This window comes from Thermodesulfovibrionales bacterium, assembly GCA_026417875.1.
Classification (GTDB): domain Bacteria; phylum Nitrospirota; class Thermodesulfovibrionia; order Thermodesulfovibrionales; family CALJEL01; genus CALJEL01.
Genome location: JAOACK010000036.1, coordinates 1 through 18,967 on the forward strand (window position 1 = coordinate 1; position 18,967 = coordinate 18,967).

Here is an 18,967-nt window from a genome sequence, read left to right on the forward strand (position 1 = left end):
CACGTGGCAGTCTTGCAGAAACTGAGTATCTTTTAGAATTCTCTCAAAAACTTGGATATATAAAAACAGACATTTCTGAAATTCTATCTTTAATAGAAGAAGTCAGGTAAACTCCTCTGGAAATTCCAGAAAGGTCTTTAACTACTGCACTACTCAGCTACTGCTCTCTGCTCTAAATCTGACCTCATTTAAAAGGGCTTGCCAATCGTTTATTTTTGAAATATTTCAGAAATATTTCTTTTACAGGAAGGAATATCTGGAAAAATTATTCGCTCCACCCCTTTTCACCAACAAGGGGGACGAATACGCAGGGTACGCTTTCTTCTGTGATGAGAGAACCTTTTTTCTTTATACCTTTTAGAAGCACCTGAGAGTATCTTGAACCAACAGGTGCTACAATTATGCCTTCCTCTCTTAGCTGTTCAACAAGGCTTTCAGGAATAGAAGGTGCAGCGGCTGTTACAATGATTCTGTCAAAGGGTGCTTCTTCTGGCCAGCCGAGTGTTCCATCGCCAACTTTAAAAAATATATTTTCATAACCGAGCTCTCTCACTATCTTCCTTGCCCTTTCAGAAAGGGTCGCAATCCTCTCTATTGTATAGACCTCCTTGACAATCTCTGCCAGCACAGCAGCCTGGTATCCGGAGCCAGTGCCTATCTCAAGTACCCTGTGATGAAAATCCGGCTCAAGAAGCTCTGTCATAACAGCAACCATGTAGGGCTGGGATATTGTCTGACCCTCTCCTATAGGAAGGGCCATGTCATCATACGCTCTGTCTATTAATTCTGGAGGGACGAACCTGTGTCTTGGTACTCTGAGCATTGCCTGTATGACCCTTTCATTTTTTACACCCCTTAATTTTATCTGAGTGTCAACCATCCATTTTCTTAAATTTTCAAAATCCATACTAACCTCTTTTTTTGAGTATCTCCCTTGCAGCAATTACTCCAGAAACAGATGCCTGTATGAGACCTCTGCTCACTCCGGCTCCATCACCTACTGCAAAGAGATTCTCTATCTCTGTCTCAAGACCTGAGGTAAGTTTTAACTGCATTGAATAGAATTTAACCTCCACTCCATAAAGCAGGGTATGCCTTGAATTCACTCCAGGAGCAATCCTGTCAAGTGCCTCAAGCATCTCAAGGATGTCTGAAAGATATCTGTAAGGAATGACAAAACTGAGGTCTCCTGCAACCGCATCCTTTAGAGTTGGTTCAACAACTCCTTTACTTATCCTTTCAGGTGTGGAGCGCCTTCCCTGAAGAAGGTCACCAAGCCTCTGGACAAGCACTCCCTTACCGAGAAAATTTGCAAGCCTGGCAATGTACTTTCCATAAAGTATAGGTTCATTGAAGGGCTCTGTAAAATGGGTGCTCACAAGTAGGGCAAAGTTTGTGTTATTAGTCTTTTTATTTCTGTAACTGTGGCCATTAACTGTCCATATACCATCAAGATACTCCTTAACGACTTCTCCATGAGGATTAACACAGAATGTCCTTACCCTGTCATCAAACTTTTTTGAATAAAAAATAAATTTTGGCTCGTAAGTTATATCCGTAAGGTGTTCCATTACAGAGGCAGGTACCTCAACCCTCACACCTATATCAACCTGGTTCTTAAGCATAGTAAGGCCAAGCCTCTTTGCCTCACCTTCAAGCCAGTGAGAGCCCTCCCTTCCTGGTGCCAGTATCACATAACCTGCCCTGTATTCAGAACCATCATCAAGTCTCACACCTGTTACTCTTCTGTCCTTTGTAATTATGGAGCTGACCTGTTTCTCAAATATCATATCTATCTTTGATTTAAGGTCCATCCTTATATTTCTTAAAACATCCTTACATCTGTCCGTGCCAATATGCCTTATTCTTGAAGGTATAAAGATCAGGTCATTTTTCGATGCAAGCCTTGATATCTCCTCTATCTGCTCAGGGCTTCCACCATAAAGCTCTTCCGGTGCTCCGTATTTAAGATAAATGGAGTCAACATACTCAATAAGTTTATCAAGCATGTCTTTTGAAACATATCTTGAAAGGAATCCACCTATCTCAGAGGAGAGATTCAATTTACCGTCACTGTAAGCACCTGCTCCACCCCATCCGCTTAAAAGGGCACATTTTTTACACTGAGCGCAGGATATCTCCTTAATCTTCATTGGGCAAATTCTCTGATCAATATCAGGACCCTTGTCAATTATGAGAATTCTCAAATGAGGGACCTCCTTAAGCAGCTCAAGCACTGCAAAGATACCTGCAGGTCCTGCTCCTGTGACTATTACATCATAGAACTTCCTTGAAGCCTTTGATCTGGTCCTCAATCTCCTGCCACCTCGCTGAAAGGTATTTCAATGCCTCATAATTTGTTAGGTCAAGATGCACAGGTGTAATAGATACATAGCCGTTCACCACAGCGTTGATGTCTGTATCCTCACCCCTTTCCCAGTAGGGTTCTCCACCGCCAATCCAGTAATGTTTTTCTCCAGATGGTGAATAGACCTCCTGAATGGCATTATCATAGATTCTCTTGCCCTGTCTTGTTAGTTTTATGCCCTTTATCTCATTTAACGGCAGGTTAGGGACATTAACATTAAGAAGGGTGTCATAGGGAAGGGAATGCTCAAGAATAAATCGAGCGACTATCAATGCAATCCTGGTAGCACTTTCAAACCAGCATACACCTGTTTCACAGAATCCCTCTTTATGATTCTTTTTCATTATCCATGTATCAAGGGATATGGCAAAGGATGGGATTCCAAGAATGGTACCCTCAATGGCAGCAGATACAGTGCCTGAATAGGTGATGTCATCTCCAAGATTCGGACCATCATTGATACCCGAGATTATAAGTTCTGGTTTTTTTGGAAGTATTTTATTCACAGCAAGGGCAACGCAGTCAGTAGGTGTACCGTTTACACTGAAAATCCTGTCTCCCAGTTCCGAAACCTTTAATGGTCTGTGCAGTGTAAGAGAATGGCTTGAAGCAGAACGCTCCCTGTCTGGAGCAACTATGTAGACCTCTGCAATCTCGAGGAAGGCATGGTAAAGGGCTTTTATGCCATGGGCATGGATACCGTCATCATTTGTAAGAAGAATTAATGCCACAAATTTATTGTAGCATAAAATCCTGATGAGCAATAATGATAAAATCCGTGATAAGTGATGGCTTAATTATTTGTCATGAATTACTTAAAATAATCTCTACAACTTCTTTAAGACTAGCAGCCAGATGATCTGCCTCGGGATTTTCTCTCAGCTCTCCTGTTTTTAGCAGTATAGACCTGGCTCCAGCAGCTTTTGCAAGCAGTATATCAGAGATCTTGTCACCAACAACCCAGGATTTTTTAAGGTCAATGTTATGTACTGCCCTTGCCCTGAGGAGCATACCGGGCTCAGGTTTTCTGCATTCACAATGCTCATCAGGATGGTGGGGACAATAATAGAAATCATCAAAACCATATCTTTCTATGAATACAGAGTTTATCTTCCTTGCATTCTCCTCTTCCACTATACCCCTTGCAATTCCTGACTGGTTGGTCACTCCTATTAATTTAAAACCAGCATCCCTGAGTCTTCTTAGTTCAGTTATATCCTCAAAGACCTCAAGGCCTGAAAGGTCATTCAGATAACCTCTGTCTTTGCAGAGTGTACCATCTCTATCAAAGAATACTGCTCTATGAGAAGGAATTAAGCTCTTTACTGCACCAAAGACCTCCTCCTCTGTTATGCCATCCATACAGGTCATTGTCTCACAGGTCCTCTTAAAACAGGGACTGCAGTTTATATCCTTTTTTATAACTATATCCCTGAATCCTCTTGGACCGGTAAGCTCTGGAGATGTGGAGCCAAAGATTGCAACAAGAGGTGTACCAACTGCATAGCCAATATGCATGGGACCAGAATCATTGCTGAGAAGTATATCACACTCTGATATCACTGCTATTAATTCTCTAAGTGTAGTCTTACCTGTAAGAATCATTATATCCTCACCGTTTATACTTTTTCTGATATCCTTTGTAATGTCTATCTCTTTTTCTCCACCGAGAAGAACAACACTGCCACCTGTATAATCCATAAAAGCATCAGCAATCTTGGCAAATCTCTGAGGAAACCATCTCTTTGCTGAACCATAGCTTGCACCAGGATTAATAGCAAGCACAGGTCTTTTGAGAGAAGCAAGCCTTCTCCTCGCCTCAAGCCTTTCCGAGATGGAAAGCTTTATCCAGGGTTGAGAATAGTCAGCAGGAATACCTGCACGCCTCAGGAGTTCAAGGTAATATTCAATGTGGTGAATTCTCCTGTCCTCAGCACTGTATGGTATTCTCTTTGTAAGGAGAATGCCCCTCATGTCTCTACTGTAACCGATCCTTTCAGGTACACCTGCAAGGAATGCAATTAAAGCAGCATCAAAGGCATTCTGAAGGAGTATAGCCTTTGTAAATCCCTCTCTCTTTAGAGTCTCTGCCAGTCTCCACTTACCCATTAAAGAATCTGCCTCTGATGGGTAGAGGATAATATTGTCAAGATAAGGACTGTCATAAAAAACTGGTGCTACCCAGGGCTTTACCAGAAGACTGATCTCACTTTCTTTAAAATACCTTCTCAATGCCCTGAGTGCAGGGATGGTCATAACTGCATCGCCAATCCAGTTTACACCCCGTACAAGAATACGATCTATCATGGAATACCAAGTATCAGGGTTATCCTCAGAAAACATTATTAATTATATACCAAGTGCCTTCTTAACAGCCATTCAGAATGTTCCCCGGGTGGCAATTTTTAGCATAACTTTCATACTCAAAACACCAGCCTCCTCTAATAACCTAATTCTCATGCCCTTAATCCCTTCATCACTTAACTCAAAAATCCTAAAACTCCTTTGATATTCCTTACATAAATCTGTTAAAAACTTACCCAAGTGAGTTCTACTTCCATGGTATGTCCTCCTTTCTTTGAAAATTCATTGTGAATTATGGAGAATACAACTCTTTTTCTTTAATTTTACACATAAAATTTCACATTACCTGTTCCCTGATTAGTCGAAAGAAAAGGCAGGCATGCCTCAAATGAGTAAAGAGTGCTATTGTACAAAGAAATCGTGCATTTAAGCAGGATTAATATTTATTTTGAAAAAGTGATAAATAACGGTTGCAATAAAAATTACCACAGCAGATAAAGAAGCAAGAGAAAGAGGATTCCCTTTATAAATTCTATCCATCCAGTAACCTGAAGCCTCACTCTGTAGAGTGTAAGAGCGAAGATAAGATTATCAAGAAGGGGGATAAGCATGAGGATATTAATTTTAAGAATCATATAAAGGATAGCTGTTACAATCAGATAAATGATCATGGTAATCTTTTCCCTTACTCCCTTCATCAGCTGAAGCCTAACCCTGAATACTCCTGCAAGAAAGAACAGGGATAGAGCAATGTAAAGCCTTAAAGCTATATCACCGGTTATTGAAAAATAGGCAATTAATGAAGAAAGGCAGAGGGTGAGAAAACCGGCTATTTCTGTAAGGATACTGTGTTCACCTCTAAGAACTAGGAGCATTAGATATAAAACCGGCACAGGTACGAAGAAATAAAGTCTTAAAAATGAAAGACCCTCTGAAAGAAAAAGTATCAACAGGCCGGTTGATATCTGGAGAGCAAAAAGAAAAAGGGCCTCTTTCTTTCTGAGCCTGTGCCAGAGCACAAAGGATTGTTTTGAGTTGATCAATAGACCTATTCCAAGTAGTGGAAGGAGAATATTTAATTCTACCCTTCCTGCTGCTATAACTCCAGCAGAGTAACTGAAGAGGAGCAGGGACCAGGACCCGTATTCTTTAAGAATATAATTCTTCATAAGGAGCTCACAGTCATATGTTAAAATAATTCAATGAAAAAATATCTGATTTTAATCATAGGTCTTTCACTCATAAGTGCTGTATCATTTTATTTTTATAAGGCAGGTCATAACAGCCTCATCCCTTCTTATCCTTTTATAATAACAGGCCTTTTAGCCGGCATGGTTATAATACTTGGCGGATGCGAGCTATTTGCAAATGGTGTGGAGTGTATTGGAAGCAGATACAATCTTTCCCATGCGACAGCAGGCAGTCTTCTTGCAGCAGTGGGTACAGCCCTTCCTGAGACCATGGTACCGGTAATTGCACTCATAGCTGGCAAGACAGAGCACAGGGAAGGCATAGCTGTTGGCGCCATACTCGGTGCTCCTTTCATGCTCACCACCCTTGCAATGTTTCTGCTTGGTGTGACAGTTATTATTCGTAAAATTCTCAGGCGGAGGGATCAAACCTTATTGACCGTGAATCAGAGTGCCTTACTTTTTGAGCTGAAATTTTTTATGGTTATTATGACTGCTGTACTGATTGCCTCTCTTATAAAGGTTAAAATTCTGAATCATATCCTTGGCCTTATACTCTTTATCTCCTACGGATTATTCATTTATTTCACTATGAAACATGAATCTATTGAAGGAGAGGAATACACAGAACACTTTCATTTCGGGATGTTCCTTGGTTGTCCAAGAAGGCTGAGGTGGATAGCAGGTCAGGTACTTGTGGGATTATTTTTTATTGTTGCTGGAGCCCATCTATTTGTGGAATATATATCCCTCTTTGCCATTAAGAGCGGTATACCGGCGCTCGTACTTTCACTTCTCATAACTCCCCTGGCAACAGAGCTTCCTGAAAAATTCAACTCCATTACCTGGACCATCAAGGGCAAGGATACAATTGCCATGGCAAATATCTCAGGAGCACTGGTCTTTCAATCAACCATTCCTGTAGGCATAGGTCTTATCTTTACTGAATGGAATATTAATAACACAGAGCTACTTAATATAACCTTTGCCCTTGGCATGGCATCAATCGTTACGCTCTTTGTATCTCTAAGGAAAAAACTGCCCGGTCTTCTTCTTCTTTCCGGTGGAATTTTTTATCTGATCTATATAGTAAAGGCTGTATCTTAAAAGCCTATCTTTTCTGTATTTCTATCTCAGAAAAGAAGTATGCTATTTCGAATTTTGCTGACTCAGGAGAGTCTGAACCATGTACTATGTTATGCTCCACATCAGAGGCAAAGTCGTGCCTTATAGTGCCAGGAGCTGCGTTCTTCGGATTCGTTGCACCCATTATCTCTCTTACCCTGGAAATAGCATTTTCTCCCTCCACAACCATAACAACAACAGGACCGGATGACATGAAATCAGTAAGGCTTTCATAAAAGGGCTTATCCTTATGAACTATATAGAAACCCTTTGCCATATCCTTTGAGAGCCTGAGCATCTTGAGTGCTGCAATCCTCAGGCCTGCATTCTCGAATCTCCTTATTACCTCACCTATGAGATTCTTCTGAACTCCATCAGGCTTAACTATTGAGAGTGTACGTTCCATCCTGTTCCTCCTTTATTTTAAATTTTTCTCCATTATTAGCCTTATCCTGTCCCGCGCCTCTTCTATCTTTGACTTTACTGTTCTGGAAAGTTCTTCTCTATTCATAACCTTTCTGGCCAGACCCTGCTCTACAGCCTTCATGCCAGCTGCCACCGCAACCTCTACAAATACATCAACCTCATCCATTGTTGGAATTATGTAATCTTCCCTGATGCCCTTTTTCTCAGCAAATTCTGCAATTGCAATTGCAGAGGCTATACACATCTCATCAGTTACAGCCCTCGACTGAACATCAAGAACTCCCCTGAAAAGACCTGGAAAACACAGGGAATTATTAACCTGATTTGGAAAATCGCTCCTTCCTGTCGCAACAATCCTTGCACCAGCTTCTTTTGCCTCCCATGGCCATATCTCAGGAACAGGATTGGCACAGGCAAAGACAACAGGATCACGTTTCATATCTTTAATCCATTCCTTTTCAATAACTCCCGGACCAGGCCTGCTGAGTGCAATGCATACATCAGCACCCTCAAGTGCCTCCTTTATGCCGCCTTTTCTGTTTTCACTGTTAGAAAGGTTGCATATCTTCCACTTCTCTGCATCTGCCATGAGGTCCTTTCTTTCTCTGTTCAGTATACCTGCTGAATCCACAACTATTATATTTCCTGAGGGGATACCATAAATGGTGAGGAGCCTAAATGTTGCAGTATTTGCCGCACCCGCACCTATCATGGCAATTTTTACATCTTCCTTCCTCTTCCCAACTACCTTTAAAGCATTTATGAGTGCAGCAAGTGTTACGGTTGCTGTTCCCTGCTGGTCATCATGCCACACAGGTATGTCAAGCTCCTTTTTCAATCTCTCAAGTATGGAAAAACACTTTGGCTTTTCAATATCCTCAAGATTGATTCCTCCAAAAGAAGGTGCTATATATTTACAGATCTTTAATATCTCATCCTCATCAGCTGTGTTAAGGACAACTGGAAAGGCATCCACAGCACCAAGATATTTAAATATAATTGCCTTTCCTTCCATTACAGGAAGAGCAGCCTCAGGTCCGATATTTCCGAGTCCAAGAACCCTTGTACCGTCACTTATAATAGCAACGGTATTTCCCCTGTTAGTGTATTCAAAAACCTTTTCTTTGTTTTTTGCTATCTCTTTACACACCTCTGCAACACCAGGTGTATACCATATCGAAAAATCATCAAGTCCTCTAATAGGGCATTTTGGCAGCATCTCCACCTTGCCTCTGTAAAGGCCATGAAGCCTGAGTGCCTCTTTTGAATATCTCTCTGCCTCTTCTATGAGTTTATTATCCTTCATATAGCTCCTCCAAAATAGATATTATTTTAGCATACTTTAATATTTTTAAAAGAAATGAAGTATAATATGATAAAACAAACTTGAGCATTTGAAATAAAAATGGGACTCTTTAGATTAATTTTAGCACTATTATCTTTACAACTTTTGCTATCTACTGAAAGTTTATCTGAGGATACAACTTCCAGCAATTTCAAATCTTATGAAAAAAATACCTCTTCTATCAATCTTCCAGAAGGCGCCAGGGTTTCAAAGCTCATATTCGGGCTTCCGGGTTTGTCAAATGTAGGACAGGTCTCTGAGGGCATATTCCGTGGAGCTCAGCCACTTCCAGAAGGATACCTTACCCTAAAAAAGATGGGTATAAAGACTGTTATCAATCTCAGAAATCACAGCGAAAAAGAAGCTGTCGAAGCTGCAGGTATGAAGAGCATTGAAATACCCTTAAGTGTATTGAAAAAGACCAGTATTGAAGATGTAAACAGGATAATTGAGATTATCTCGAATCCTGAGAACCAGCCTGTATATGTGCACTGCAGACACGGTCAGGACAGAACAGGAATAGTTATAGCAGCCTACAGGATGAGGATAGATGGATGGTCCTTAAAGGAGGCAGAAGCAGAGATGCAGGCCTTTGGCTTTAATGACCTCTGGAAAAATCTCAAGGAATTTATAAGGCACTATGCAAAGACTCTCGGAAAGGCAACTGAAAGACAGTAACTTGAATCTCCTAAAGGCATTTCAAGAATGTTGAGTTATAAAATATAGATTTCCTAAAGAACTCTAAAAACAGAGATACTCTCTGTAATTAAAAATATTTAAATTTATCTCAATATACCCTTTACAATCATATCCACTGCCTCTTCTGGCGTAAGTCCACGGGACATCAGGTTCTCCATCTGCCTTCTGTCTACACTTCCTATTGCGGCCTCATGTGTGACCTTTGCAAGGGGATGAATCACGTTCACTATCGGAATTGCCATTGCCACAGCATTGTCCTTTACTATCTCCATACAATCCACGTGGCCTCTTGCGCCTTCAGCATTGCCCTCTGTTATCCCTACAACTGAAGCTTTTGCTTTATCTTCAAGGGCTACTCTTGCCTTTATAAGGCTTTTCGCATTTTTTCCACAGAGAATGGTTTTTTCTTTAATTTTTATATCGTCATCTTCGTGCCCAAAGACCTTTGTTACCATCTCAACGATTGCGTCTTCTCCAACCTCTGAGGAATAATCAATAAAAAGTTTTCCCACCCTTCCGGTGACAAGGTTAAAATCCGTGAAATACCTACCCTTCTTTCTAACCTTTATCACTGCCTTAGGCATAACCTCCACACCACCATAAGGTCCGTGATAGTGCCTTTCAGAATAACGCATTTCAGCACCCTCTCCAATATCTATAACTGCATCCATAATATGCCTTACTTTTTCAGCTTTAGGAAAGATACAGTGGGCAATGAAATGAACGGAAGAATTCTTCTCAAGCAATACATGCATCCTCACCTTCTGGGTTCCTTTTTTATGCATAAGGCCAAAACATAGGTGTACAGGATTTTTAACATTAATACCCTCTCTTACAACCACCCTCGCCTTTATTCCAAAAAAAGTTGCTTTTACCTCAACATCTACACCTTCAACAGATCTCATGCTCAATATCCTGTGCCCAGAGGCGGCAAGATGAGCGATATCCTTATTTTCAAATATTGCCCTCTCGCCTCCTGCATCCTTAAAGGCAGTAAGAAATGTTTCAAGATTTTTATTATTCCCCATGGTCATATTACATTATTAATACTGACGGATATTTTAACAGCCAGAGCTACTTTCATTATTACCTGCACACCTCTCCATCACAGACAATACATCTTCTTGATTTGTAATACTCCGCAACCTCAGCCGGTGTTCCAGACATAATTATTTCTCCATGACAGATCTGTGATGCCCTGTCTGCAATGAGAGCAATCTCTTCTCTATGGGTTATAAGTAGAACAGCCGAACCATTATTTCTGAAGGCATTTATAACATTGATAATATCACGGGTTGAAAGCATATCTATTCCAGAATCTGGCTCGTCGAGTATAGCAAGCTTTGGATTAAGCGAAAGAATTGAGGCAAGCTCAATCCTCTTTCTTTCTCCGCCACTAAGTGTTCTGTCAACCATCCTGTCAAGATAATGAGATGGCTCAAGTCCCACCATCTCAAGATAATAGGCGGGTGCATGGGCAGCCCAATGAGAGGAAAATTTTTTCCCTATAGAAATATAATCTGCTACGCATATACCCTCAAATCTCGCAGGCTCCTGCCAGGCAAGAGTAATACCAAGTCTTGCCCTCTCATGTATCGGAAGATCATTTATAATCCTACCGCCGAATTTTATCTCTCCACTCGACGGTCGGTATCCCTCACAACCCATAATGAGATAGGCAAGCGTTGATTTTCCAGATCCGTTTGCACCAAGCAGGCTGTGCACTTCTGAGCTATTTATACTAAGGGAAAGATTTTTGATTATCTCTTTTCCATTTGCCACATAGGTGAGTCCATTTATCTCAAGAAGCTTTTCAGACATAATTTATTTTAACTTAAGTTTATACTGTCATGCTAATATACTGTCATGCTAATATCCTGAATCAAGAAGTGAATTAAAACCAACCCTCTGTTAGACACTTTTCTGACAATATTTACAAAAAATCTGACAATCTTTACAAGAATGCCTATCTTTTAATTAATTCTTGAGAAAATTTAACCTGCCTTTAATAATTCTTTAACACCTCTAATTTAACATAGGACTAAAAGAGGAGGCAAAAATGAATTTCCTTATGTCACAAACAAAAATGCATGAAGACATCTGTCCCTATTTTGATCTTGAACTGGATACCTGCATGGCTTCATGCTCATCAGTAAAAGCAAGCGATGGAATAAAAAGTAAATTCTGTCTTGCAGAGGATTATGATAGCTGTCCAATTTTTCTTGCAAAAATTCTGATGAAAAAGAAATAAAGAAAGGAGGTGAGAAGATGTCATACCAGAGCTTTTAAAAAGTCAGAGAAAAATTTCTCAAAAATTTAAACCAAAATTTCTAAAAGGAGGGCAGTATGAAGGCAAGAAAGATAAGTTCAAAAATAATGTCTATATTTTTAATTCTCACGGTTATTATTGCCACAAGTCTAAATCTCTATGCCAGAGAGAACAACAATGCTCAAGGTGTGAAGCATATCATACTTTTTATAGGTGATGGTATGCATCTTGAGCATGAGATAGCAACCAGCAGATATCTTTACGGAACAGATTATTCCCTCTCATGGCACATGTTTTCAAATAAGGTACCCGTGGCAACATGGGATGTAACCACCTATAACGGCTATGCTTCTTTGATGGGTGCTCCTTCTTATGATCCCTATAACATTGATCCCATAACAGGATACAACCCAAATAGAGGTGGCAAATGGCCATTTCCCCTTGACAGGTCCAGAATAGATGACAATTATTTTCTGAATCCAAGATTCGCAACTGATTCAGCCTCAGCAGGAACAGCTATATCAACAGGCTATAAAACCGATGATGGAAATATAGCATGGCTTCCTGGAGATCCACCAAATGGCAGGCTCAAAACTATTGCAGAAATTCTTAGGGAAGAGAAGGGTTTTGCAATTGGAGTCGTGAGTACAGTTCCCTTCAGCCATGCGACTCCTGCAGCATTCGTGAGCCATAATGTCCATCGTAATAATTATTATCAGATTGCTGATGAGATAGCCAGGGTTGTAAAACCTGAGGTGGTAATAGGTGGAGGTCACCGTAACTGGAGCACAACATATATGTCAGCAGCTCTTTATAATGACCTGAAAAATGGTGTTATCAGCGACTATGTATTTGTTGAAAGATTGCCTGGTGTTGATGGTGCTGTCTCGCTCATGAATGCCGCCTATCAGGCAGTTGCTCAGAAAAAGAAACTCTTCGGTCTTTTTGGTGGTAGGGGTGGAAATTTTGAACCTCCTGTGCCGAGCGATACACCTGGATCTCCTTCGGTTTCAAGGGCAACCATTGAGAATCCCCTCCTAAAGGATGCAACCATAGCAGCTCTGGAAGTGCTGAGTAAAGATCCTGACGGCTTCTTCCTAATGGTAGAACAGGGTGACATAGACTGGGCAAATCATGCAAATAATTACAGATGGATGATAGGTACTGTTTGGGATCTGGAAGAAGCTGTTAAGGCAGCAATCTCCTTTGTAAACAGACCCGATGACAATATTGACTGGAGCAATACTATGATCATTGTAACATCTGATCATGGAAACAGCTATATGAGATTAACAGATGAACCAAAACTTTCAGCAGGTGATCTCCCCACACAGATTGGGCGTGATTATGCCTGGAGCTATCCAGATGGTGAAGTTACCTACAGCACCACTAACCACACAAATGAACTGGTAATGCTTTATGCCTTCGGAAAAAATTCAAAATTATTTAACAAATACAGAGGCGAATGGTATCCCTGCACCCAGATAATTGATAATACCCACATCTTCCATGTAATGGCTGAAGCAGCTGGAGTGCCGAAGCCTAGCCCGCTTCAGGTAATTCTCCATAAACCTGTTTCATGCTCAAACTTTTACTCAAACTAAAAATTGTAGGGGCTCCTTTGGAGCCCCTACTGTTTATCTATTTAGGGGGTCAAATTAAAGGAGGGTCAAATGAAAAGGTTTAGAGCGATAACTTACTTTACGGTAGCTTCACTGTTAATTCTTTTATTCTCCTTTGCAGCATATGCATCGACAAATGTAGTAAGGGGTACGGTATTCTGGGATAGAAACGGGAACGGTATTATGGATAGGGGTGAACCAGGTATACCAAATGTTGCAGTATCAAATGGCAAAGAGGTTGTTTTAACAGACGGACTGGGCAGATACAAACTTCCTGCCTATGAGCCAATGATAGTATTTATAACGAAGCCTTCAGGTTACATGCCTCCATTGAATTCTAATAATCAACCACAATTCTACTATATACACTATCCTTCAGGTTCTCCGTCTGCGATAAGACAATACCCTGCAATTCCTCCAACCGGTCCACTTCCTGATCCGCTAAATTTTCCACTGCTGAAGATTGAGGAAAAACACAAATTTACTGCATTGATAATAGGAGACACCCAGACTTATACCGATGAAGAGATAGGTTATCTGAGAGATACGATTGTAAAAGAGGTTTACGATACAGACGCAGTTTTTGCCATTCTAATGGGTGATAATGTTGGAAGCGGATATCTAAGCCTTTATCCCAGACTGCTGTCTGTACTTGGTGGTATTGGTAAACCCTATTACATGGTGGCTGGTAATCACGACATGAACTATGATTCTCCTAATGATTACCATTCACTTGATACCTTTAAGAGATATAATGGACCTACTTATTATTCCTTTGATTACGGTAAGGTACACTTTGTGGTTCTGGATAGCGTAATGTATTTAGGTAACAGGAGGTACAGAGGTGAGATAGATAATCGGCAATTAGAGTGGCTTAAAAATGACCTCTCACTTGTACCTAAAGACAAACTTATAGTACTTGCTATGCATATACCTCTGGTATCATTCCAAGACAGGTACTCTACAGTGCATCAGGTAATAAATCGCCATGTGATCTACGAATTACTTAAAGATAGAAAAGTAGTAACCCTTGGAGCCCACACCCATACATTAGAACATTTCTTACCCGGAGAGGAGGTGGATGGATGGGGGCATCCAACTCCAATTCATCAGGTTCTTGTAGGTGCAGCTTCTGGCTCATGGTGGACGGGTGATTTTGATGAGTATGGGATACCGTTCTCATTCCAGAGGTGTGGTGCTCCTCGAGGCTTCTTGTTAATGAACTTTGAAGGAAGTGATTATACAATAACATTTAAAGCTACTGGAATGCCAAAGGAACGCCAGATGTCTCTCTCCTTCTTAACAAGCTCCTTTTACAATTGGTACACCGAATTATTAAACTGGCTGAGAAGCGATCCATCAACAAGACCTGAAAGACCATCTGTTAATATCAATAATCTTCCTGATCAGGGAGTGCTGACAACATCAGAAATTACTGCAGGAGTTCCTCTTATAGTAAATGTATGGAATGGTAGAAAGGATACAGTTGTAATGTGTCACTTTGATGAAAGAGAACCAATAGCAGCTATTAGAAATATGAACATAATGGATCCCTATGCTCTACGCCACCAGCTCTCCTTGCTTCGCTGGTCTATCGGTTTCTCAGCCTTCAGACAGAACTATGGACCTGCCTATCCCCAGCCTCTACCCGAGTGGCTTCACACAGTGCAATCTCCACACATATGGACATGTGAGGTTCCAAGGGATCTCCAAAAAGGAGTACACAGTGTGGTTGTGACAGCCGCTGATGTAAATGGTAATGTGTATTCTGAAACAAAGATCTTTGAGATAAAATAATCCTTAATTAATTTACTTAAGCTGCGGGATATTTTTATCCCGCAGCTTTTTTATATTTATAACTCATCTTAAAATCACATTATAAACTCATAGCGTTTTATCTCTTGATAAATATAGAGGAAGAATACCGGATTTGGAATTAAAAAATTCTTTAAGTCTCTTTTCATCTCCTGCCACAGTTTCATCTGAAATCCTTTCCAGTATTGACAGAATTAGGAATCTCCTGAACATATCTGAATCATTAAGGCGATAATGGATCCACTTTCCCTGTTTTCTGTCCTTAATCAATCCTGCCTGCTTTAATATGCTAAGATGAAAGGATACCTTTGGTTGAACAACATTGAGTGCAGCAACTATATCACAGACACAGAGTTCACCATGTTGAAGGAGTTTCAATATCCTGAGCCTCGTTTCATCAGAAAGGGCTTTAAATATTTTCAGTAATTCCCGCACGCTAAATCTCAGATTTTATTAATTCTTTAATCCTCTCAAAATCGGGCAGAGGCTTTCCTGAATGTTTGAGCTTTCCGTTGACAACAAGACCCGGGGTTGACATGGTGTATTTCATTATCTCCTGAAGGTCGGTAATCTTCTCTATTCTGGCTTCAATCCCGAGTTCTTTCACAGCCTTTTTTACCATATCTGCCATCCTTTCACAATTTGCACATCCTGTACCAAGAACCTTAATCTCCATGAGCGGTCCCCCTTTGAAATTTTTTAAATTCAATGAATCTTTTTCTTTCTACAGGCAGCATAGAAGCTGCAGCAATAAGCCCTGCCTTTATTATCAATGACTCAGGAACAGTCTCATAAACCTCACCTTTCATCTCTACTGTCCTGCATTCATTATCTCCGCAGACATCACAACAGGGATTCTTTCCTGTAGTTGCACCAAGCCATTCCTCAAGAGTTTTATCTCCTATCCATATCTTATTAGAAGCCATGGGATCCTTCTTAAACTCATCTATGCTAAGTTCCTTTTTTTCAAGGATGACTTTGATGCCAAGCGGCGACAGTACCTCCCTTAATTTTAAACAGGAATTATGAAGTTCTTCCTCCGTACCCTCACACCTTGGACAGGTTTTATTTTCGCTGTTAACAAGCCTCTGCCAGAGAATTTTGAGAATTAACATTCCGAACTCCTAAAGTATTGCATTAAAGAGATAACCCACAGCAATGATTGTTAATGTCATTATAACAACAAAAACTACAAGCAATGGCATCTTAAGCACCTTTCTGAGTATTATAAGCTCAGGGAGGGAAAGGGCTGTTACTGCCATCATAAAGGCAAGCACTGTTCCAATGCTCATCCCTTTTTCCATCAGTGCATACACAATAGGCGAAACCCCTGCTGCACTGGAATAAAGCGGCACACCCAGAGCGACTGCTACAGGTACGGCAAAGGGATTGTCCTTACCGGCGTACCTGACAAGAAAATTCTCAGGCACATAGCCGTGAATGAACCCACCTATGGCAATAGCAATAACAATGAAGAGCCAGACCCTTTTGAGGATATCTACCGTATTCCACCTTGCATACTCAAGCCGCTCTTTAAATGATTTACTTTCTCCATCAAATTTCTGTCCTGTTTTAATATGATAAACATATTCTTCCACCCATTTTTCAAGCTTAAGTTTTCCAATAATTATACCTGCCGTGATAGCAACTAAAAGACCGGTTCCAACATAGATGGCTGTAATCTTCCAGCCAAAAAGTCCCCATAACATAACAACCGCTACCTCATTTACCATGGGCGAGGAGATTAAAAATGAAAAGGTAACTCCAAGAGGAACACCTGCCTCAACAAATCCTATAAAAAGTGGTACAGCTGAACAGGAACAGAAGGGCGTTACTACACCTAGCAGTGCTGCTAGAATATTTCCTATAAATTCTTTTTTATGCGAAAGAATCATTCTTGTCTTCTCTGGAGGGAAAAAGCTTCTTATAATCGAAACGATGAAGATAATTACTGATAGTAGAATAAATATCTTTATAGTGTCGTATATAAAGAATTCAATGGCCTCACCAAGACGAGAGCCAGGTTCTAGCTTTATCAGCTCATAAACTATATAAGTTGCAAATTCCTTAAGCATGGTTTGATATATAAACAAATTTTTATATGTTATGTCAACCTATTAATAAAATTTTTTGAATTTCTACCATTCTCCTTTCCGCATAGACGCGGACAGAAGCTAAATGGTAAAATAGCGCACCCATAGTTTAAAATTGAATGAAAGGAGACTGAAATATGAAAGTCTTATATGAATTCATCCCGAAATCAAATTTCCCTGAATTTGCAGAAGAAATTAAAGACCTGCTTGATGGCTGGAATATCACAGACAGTGCCAGCGGCATTCCTGCTCCATCTGCTGCTGCAGTAGCCTGTGCCCTGAAAGCAAAATATCCAGAAAAGCTATCCATTCCCATGCTAATTACCAATTATAAAGGTCCCGTAGAAATTGCTGCAGCAGCAAAAGCCTGTGAGGCTATGGGTATTGAAGGGATGGTTCCTGATCCAGGTGATGCACCTAAGTTTGGCCATCCCATAAAGACATCAAAGGATGGAAGCTGTGTAATCCTTACAGACGAAGAAGAATTCGAAAAATTCAGAAGATCTACAGGTCCTGCTGAGGAGATAAGGGATTTTTTAAGAAATACCGTTAAAATACAGAACCTCAGGCTCGGCTGTCTCGTAACAAGCAGAAGACCTGTAGAAGATGCAATTGCCCGTATAAAGGACCAGTGGGATTTCTGCTTTTTCTTAAGACTGGATGAACAATCTTTACCTAAATTAAAAGATCTCTCTTGGGAGTGTAAAAAAATGGGTAAAGCAATCTATCCTTATTTTGTAGTTGAGACACCAAAGAACAAAAAAATCCTTGAAAGGATTGGGTGGTCACCAACAACCTCACTGGAAAGGGCAGTAGAATTTGCTCAGAAACTTGAAGGTATTGTGGATGGCATAATCGCCACCTGTCTTGGAGATCTGGAAGGAGATAGAAAATTATTAGAAGTATTACAAAAAGTTAGAGGATAATTACATGAGGATCTCATAAAATCATTAACTGCAAACCATAGAGACCTCATCTCATAGAAAAGTGCAGGCTATGCACCTGAGTGCGAAAGTGCGAAAGAAGATGGGCTCACGCTTTCGAAATTACTCGCTGTTGCTGTCAGCCCTCCTTTAATATAAGGAATTTTTATAGATTTCTATTGTAAGATTGGATTCTTCCCTAATTGCCGATAGAAACCTATGATAATCTTACATTTAAAAGTGCAGGTGTGCCCAAAAGGTGACACCTTATACTGAATACACAGAAAACATATGGCCTTCATTAACCACATCACGAAACTCACCTTCATGGTGAATCTATTATCAAGGGAATAATAAATTCTTTCGCTCTGTAAAGACCTTGAGGCATGCCTGCCCTTTTTTCTATCGGCAGATCAGGGGATTCTTAAAAATTGACAATATCTTTCACATCCTATATATTATTAAAAACACCTGAGGTGAATAATGAACTGGCTTGAGATGGGAATTGGTCTTTCAATAACAGTCCTTATAATCTTTTTAATTATACTGATCCTTGATATAAGAAAATCACTTAAAAACCTTGATTCTACACTTAATGACTTCAGGGAAACACTGAAGAGTATTAAAAATTCCTCTGATGAGATAGGTGCAATTGCATCAGACCTGAGGGCATTCAGCAGTTCTGTTAAAAATGTTAGCAGGAATATTGAATACATAAGTAATGCCCTTGAGGATATAACATATTCTCTTGACTCAAGAACAAAGGCTCTTAAGGTTGCCATTAGAGC

General features: G+C 40.3%; 19 protein-coding genes and 1 pseudogene. 7 read left to right on the forward strand and 13 right to left on the reverse strand.

Annotation, left to right across the window (positions count from 1 at the left end):
- Positions 1-265: 265 nt before the first annotated feature.
- From N2257_07235 to N2257_07255, 5 genes are all read right to left on the reverse strand, one after another.
- A complete protein-coding gene (locus N2257_07235) occupies positions 266-907 on the reverse strand; it encodes a protein-L-isoaspartate(D-aspartate) O-methyltransferase (protein MCX7794177.1) in 642 nt (213 codons plus the stop codon).
- Position 908: 1 nt separating this feature from the next.
- Positions 909-2,315, reverse strand: a complete 1,407-nt coding sequence (locus N2257_07240) for an NAD(P)/FAD-dependent oxidoreductase (GenBank protein ID MCX7794178.1) — start codon at positions 2,313-2,315, stop codon at positions 909-911.
- Positions 2,278-3,099 carry a 5'/3'-nucleotidase SurE gene (gene surE, locus N2257_07245; GenBank protein MCX7794179.1) on the reverse strand — a complete coding sequence of 274 codons (822 nt, stop codon included), beginning with the start codon at positions 3,097-3,099 and terminating at the stop codon, positions 2,278-2,280. The genes N2257_07240 and surE overlap by 38 nt, the downstream gene beginning before the upstream one ends.
- Positions 3,100-3,172: 73 nt before the next feature.
- A complete protein-coding gene (gene waaF / locus N2257_07250; protein MCX7794180.1) occupies positions 3,173-4,675 on the reverse strand; it encodes a lipopolysaccharide heptosyltransferase II in 1,503 nt (500 codons plus the stop codon).
- Positions 4,676-5,154: 479 nt separating this feature from the next.
- Positions 5,155-5,841, reverse strand: coding sequence for a hypothetical protein (locus tag N2257_07255; protein MCX7794181.1), 687 nt, complete (start codon positions 5,839-5,841; stop codon positions 5,155-5,157).
- 33 nt (positions 5,842-5,874) lie between these two features.
- Between N2257_07255 and N2257_07260 the strand changes: the two genes are divergently transcribed.
- Entirely contained in the window at positions 5,875-6,969 is a 1,095-nt protein-coding gene (locus N2257_07260; GenBank protein MCX7794182.1) for a sodium:calcium antiporter, read from the forward strand.
- Positions 6,970-6,973: 4 nt separating this feature from the next.
- Here the strand turns inward: N2257_07260 and ndk are convergent, their stop codons facing one another.
- Together ndk and N2257_07270 are read right to left on the reverse strand one after the other, a co-directional pair.
- Positions 6,974-7,393, reverse strand: a complete 420-nt coding sequence (ndk, locus tag N2257_07265; GenBank protein MCX7794183.1) for a nucleoside-diphosphate kinase — start codon at positions 7,391-7,393, stop codon at positions 6,974-6,976.
- Between the two features lie 12 nt (positions 7,394-7,405).
- Positions 7,406-8,719 (reverse strand): NADP-dependent malic enzyme, encoded by a 1,314-nt coding sequence (locus N2257_07270; protein MCX7794184.1) that lies wholly within the window; start codon positions 8,717-8,719, stop codon positions 7,406-7,408.
- Positions 8,720-8,863: 144 nt separating this feature from the next.
- Here N2257_07270 and N2257_07275 point away from each other — a divergent pair, with 144 nt between their 5' ends.
- The gene (locus N2257_07275) at positions 8,864-9,436 is read left to right on the forward strand and encodes a dual specificity protein phosphatase family protein (protein ID MCX7794185.1); all 573 of its coding nucleotides are present in this window, start codon (positions 8,864-8,866) and stop codon (positions 9,434-9,436) included.
- 104 nt (positions 9,437-9,540) lie between these two features.
- On the opposite strand, the gene N2257_07280 is transcribed toward N2257_07275, so the two are convergent.
- Both N2257_07280 and N2257_07285 read right to left on the reverse strand, forming a co-directional pair.
- Complete coding sequence (locus N2257_07280) at positions 9,541-10,485, reverse strand: SufD family Fe-S cluster assembly protein (GenBank protein ID MCX7794186.1); 945 nt, start codon at positions 10,483-10,485, stop codon at positions 9,541-9,543.
- A gap of 58 nt (positions 10,486-10,543) precedes the next feature.
- Complete coding sequence (locus N2257_07285) at positions 10,544-11,278, reverse strand: ABC transporter ATP-binding protein (protein ID MCX7794187.1); 735 nt, start codon at positions 11,276-11,278, stop codon at positions 10,544-10,546.
- 238 nt (positions 11,279-11,516) lie between these two features.
- Between N2257_07285 and N2257_07290 the strand changes: the two genes are divergently transcribed.
- From N2257_07290 to N2257_07300, 3 genes are all read left to right on the forward strand, one after another.
- Complete coding sequence (locus N2257_07290; GenBank protein ID MCX7794188.1) at positions 11,517-11,708, forward strand: hypothetical protein; 192 nt, start codon at positions 11,517-11,519, stop codon at positions 11,706-11,708.
- Positions 11,709-11,803: 95 nt separating this feature from the next.
- The gene (locus tag N2257_07295; GenBank protein ID MCX7794189.1) at positions 11,804-13,330 is read left to right on the forward strand and encodes an alkaline phosphatase; all 1,527 of its coding nucleotides are present in this window, start codon (positions 11,804-11,806) and stop codon (positions 13,328-13,330) included.
- Positions 13,331-13,399: 69 nt separating this feature from the next.
- The gene (locus N2257_07300; protein MCX7794190.1) at positions 13,400-15,145 is read left to right on the forward strand and encodes a calcineurin-like phosphoesterase C-terminal domain-containing protein; all 1,746 of its coding nucleotides are present in this window, start codon (positions 13,400-13,402) and stop codon (positions 15,143-15,145) included.
- A 240-nt stretch (positions 15,146-15,385) separates the two neighbouring features.
- Here the strand turns inward: N2257_07300 and N2257_07305 are convergent.
- The 4 genes and pseudogenes from N2257_07305 to N2257_07320 all read right to left on the reverse strand — a co-directional run bounded on the left by N2257_07305 (position 15,386) and on the right by N2257_07320 (position 17,238).
- Positions 15,386-15,598, reverse strand: a pseudogene (locus N2257_07305) (metalloregulator ArsR/SmtB family transcription factor).
- Position 15,599: 1 nt separating this feature from the next.
- The gene (locus N2257_07310; GenBank protein MCX7794191.1) at positions 15,600-15,839 is read right to left on the reverse strand and encodes a thioredoxin family protein; all 240 of its coding nucleotides are present in this window, start codon (positions 15,837-15,839) and stop codon (positions 15,600-15,602) included.
- A complete protein-coding gene (locus N2257_07315) occupies positions 15,829-16,278 on the reverse strand; it encodes a DUF2703 domain-containing protein (protein MCX7794192.1) in 450 nt (149 codons plus the stop codon). The genes N2257_07310 and N2257_07315 overlap by 11 nt, the downstream gene beginning before the upstream one ends.
- Positions 16,279-16,287: 9 nt before the next feature.
- Positions 16,288-17,238 carry a permease gene (locus N2257_07320; protein ID MCX7794193.1) on the reverse strand — a complete coding sequence of 317 codons (951 nt, stop codon included), beginning with the start codon at positions 17,236-17,238 and terminating at the stop codon, positions 16,288-16,290.
- A gap of 155 nt (positions 17,239-17,393) precedes the next feature.
- Between N2257_07320 and N2257_07325 the strand changes: the two genes are divergently transcribed.
- Complete coding sequence (locus N2257_07325; GenBank protein ID MCX7794194.1) at positions 17,394-18,182, forward strand: hypothetical protein; 789 nt, start codon at positions 17,394-17,396, stop codon at positions 18,180-18,182.
- 480 nt (positions 18,183-18,662) lie between these two features.
- A partial coding sequence (locus N2257_07330; protein MCX7794195.1) for a hypothetical protein occupies positions 18,663-18,967 on the forward strand: 305 nt, incomplete at its 3' end.